General features: G+C 42.8%; 2 protein-coding genes. Both read left to right on the top strand.

The features are described from left to right. Positions 1 to 182, top strand: a 182-nt coding sequence (locus tag BIZ37_RS30350; protein WP_222939898.1) for a hypothetical protein, incomplete at its 5' end; no start/stop codon positions are given. 203 nt (positions 183 to 385) lie between these two features. Next, positions 386 to 2,563: a DUF6351 family protein gene (locus BIZ37_RS29840; protein WP_187464629.1), complete on the top strand. Its 2,178-nt coding sequence runs from the start codon at positions 386 to 388 to the stop codon at positions 2,561 to 2,563. Positions 2,564 to 2,671 lie beyond the last annotated feature (108 nt).

Genomic DNA, 2,671 nt, shown 5'->3' with positions numbered 1-2,671 from the left:
TTCTAGGCGTAAGTGGCGGAGCAGTTCTAAGCGGACTCCTTTTTGCTGGAAGCGTACAATCAGCTGAAAAGTGGGAAGAAGTTGAAAATGTTCACAATGGACGGGCACCCTTATGTCATCATGTAGAGTCAGGCACCCTTAGGTTCTGTTCGGATATCCCACAGGAGCAAGAAGAGCCTTAATTGAATTTGGTAATTATCTGATCTTGTACAATAGACCAAATACTTACACAGTTCGATATGTTGATAAAAGGGAGTGCGTATTGTGCTCCTTTTCGTTTATTTAACGAGCGTTACATTCTATACCTACCAATCCAACCTCCAAGATTCTGCCAACCAATACCGAAGCTAAACTATAGAAGGGTGAACAAAGCTTCGTTGAGATTATGAAAAAACTGATAATTGGCTTGGTTGTCCTATTCGCTGTTGTCATTACCGCTCTACAGTTCGATAACCAAAACGAGATTGTCGAAAGGCAGGTAAAGGGGCTTGCCCCAGAGCAACCTAATTATCTACTTGAAGTAAAAGGACATATTAGCCACAGTCCGCGTCCTGAAGAAACCTACGCATTTCCCATACGGGTAGGGGAAATCGGACCTGTCAATTCACTCTATTCTGGCCCGAACCAATACCCTTTCTTTTGTATGACGCTCGATTCAGGTCTTGGACAACCGGTTGTTGATAACCAAGACGGATACGGTGTCCCCATCTATGAAACATTTAATGGCAAGAAACTCATTGGGTATTCAAAGGATTGCGCGATAAAAACTCAGCTATCTTACGTTGTTGTTGACCAAGATAATTTGGTCTCTCCAAGAAGCGAGCTAGAGCTAAAGAATAACCCTCCCAGTGATGATGAACTCCTAGTCCGAATTGAAAAAGGGACCATCAATCGATACATATATACCATTGCCATGCCTATTGAGTTCGATGAAATTGGGTCTCAGGATAGTGCAAATGCATGGAACAAGCGGCTTATCTACCGATTCGAGGGGGGATCGGGTTTAGGGTTCCGCCAAGGAAAAATGAAGCTGCATCGCCTTCTCAAAAAAGAGTTATCACAGATAAGGAAAGGTTACGCTGTTATCGCTTCTAGCGGAAATAAAACCAGCTATGGCTACAATATGCTACTAGCGGAAGACACAGCTCGCCGAGTAAAAAAACAGTTTGTCAGTTTGTTTGGTGAGCCTTTGTATACCATAGGTATCGGAGGCTCAGGCGGTGGGCTTGCCCAATATCTGATTGCCCAAAATAGTGAAGGCATTTTAGATGGCTTGCTTCCACTTTACTCATACCCCGACATGGTTAGTGTTTCTATTTATGCCTTGGACTGTGACTTGCTTAATACCTACTTCAGCTTTCGGGCCAGTGACAGGGACAGATGGCAAGATTGGCAATCCCGTCAGTATATAGAAGGCTTGAGGGCTATCAATGAAGCAGAACAGCGGTTTGGCTGGCTTCAGCCACTCAACCAACTCGTTCGTTTTCAGATGCCTGAATTCCCGCAAGGAAATAGCGAGTGTATCAATGGCTATTTTGGCCTCAGTAGTTATCTAAACAATCCAAGGCAGGGTTTTCTAAAGCCTTATTACCACGAATCTGTGGTCGAAAGGGTTAATTGGAATTACTGGCAGGATTTGGTTCATATCTATGGCAAGGATGAACACGGTTTTGCCCAATCCACATGGGATAATGTGGGCGTGCAGTATGGTCTGCTGGCGTTGCGTGAAAATAAAATTTCTTTAGATGAGTTTATAGAAATCAATCAGAAAATCGGTGCATGGAAACCCTTCAATGACATGGAATCAGAGAAAAAGCTCAGTCTCAGCGCGGGTATTCCACCACTGTGGCTGTCTCTTTGGGGGGAGCACAATGTGACAGAAGACAAAACAAAACCGGCCAAGCGACGTTCAGCCCCATTATCTGCCATCGAAAGAGCATATCTATATGGTCAGGTGTTTATCGGCAATGTTAGCCTGCCCATCATAGATATACGCCACTACCTCGAAGATGACCTGAATATGCACCATACATCGGCTTCTTTTTCTACCCGCTTACGGATACTCGAGGCGATGAATCATGTCGATAATCATGTTATTTGGATCTCCCATAAGCAATTTAACCCTGTTGAGCAAGCTTACTTATTAATGGATGAATGGTTAATGGCGATGAGAAGCATGCCTGAATCGATGAACTATGAACAGAAGGTAAAAGTATCGAAGCCTCAGTTGGCTGTGGATACCTGTTTTGATGGCGAAGGAAACATCCATTCGTCTGGAGAGGGGGTATTTGATGGTCAGTGGAATGGGAAAGCAAATGGCCAATGTACTCAAGTTTATCCAATTTATAGCAATAGTCGAATTCAAGCAGGCGCGCCTTGGGAAGGTAGCATTTTCAAGTGCTACAGAGTTTCAATAGAAGAAGCTATTGATAAAGGGTTCTACGGAGACGTAGACGTATCAACTAGTGTTGATTTACTGAAGAAAACTTTTCCTGATGGTGTTTGTGATTACAGCCTAGGTGATAAAGGTCGGCCTGGTAACATATCGGTTATGAGTAATTAACCTTGACTGAATAAAGAATAAGTATTTAAACTGATGTTTATTTCATATGTTAATTAAATTAAGATAAACATGAACGAGGATAACCTTTTTTATATTAAGGTTTAATGT

The organism is Photobacterium sp. BZF1 (assembly GCF_014349205.1).
Taxonomy (GTDB): domain Bacteria; phylum Pseudomonadota; class Gammaproteobacteria; order Enterobacterales; family Vibrionaceae; genus Photobacterium.
This window is presented reverse-complemented; position numbering and strand designations above follow the sequence as displayed.

Excerpts from the sequence above, each read along its gene's own strand:
- BIZ37_RS29840 (WP_187464629.1), top strand. The coding sequence starts at position 386 with ATGAAAAAACTGATAATTGGCTTGGTTGTCCTATTCGCTGTTGTCATT.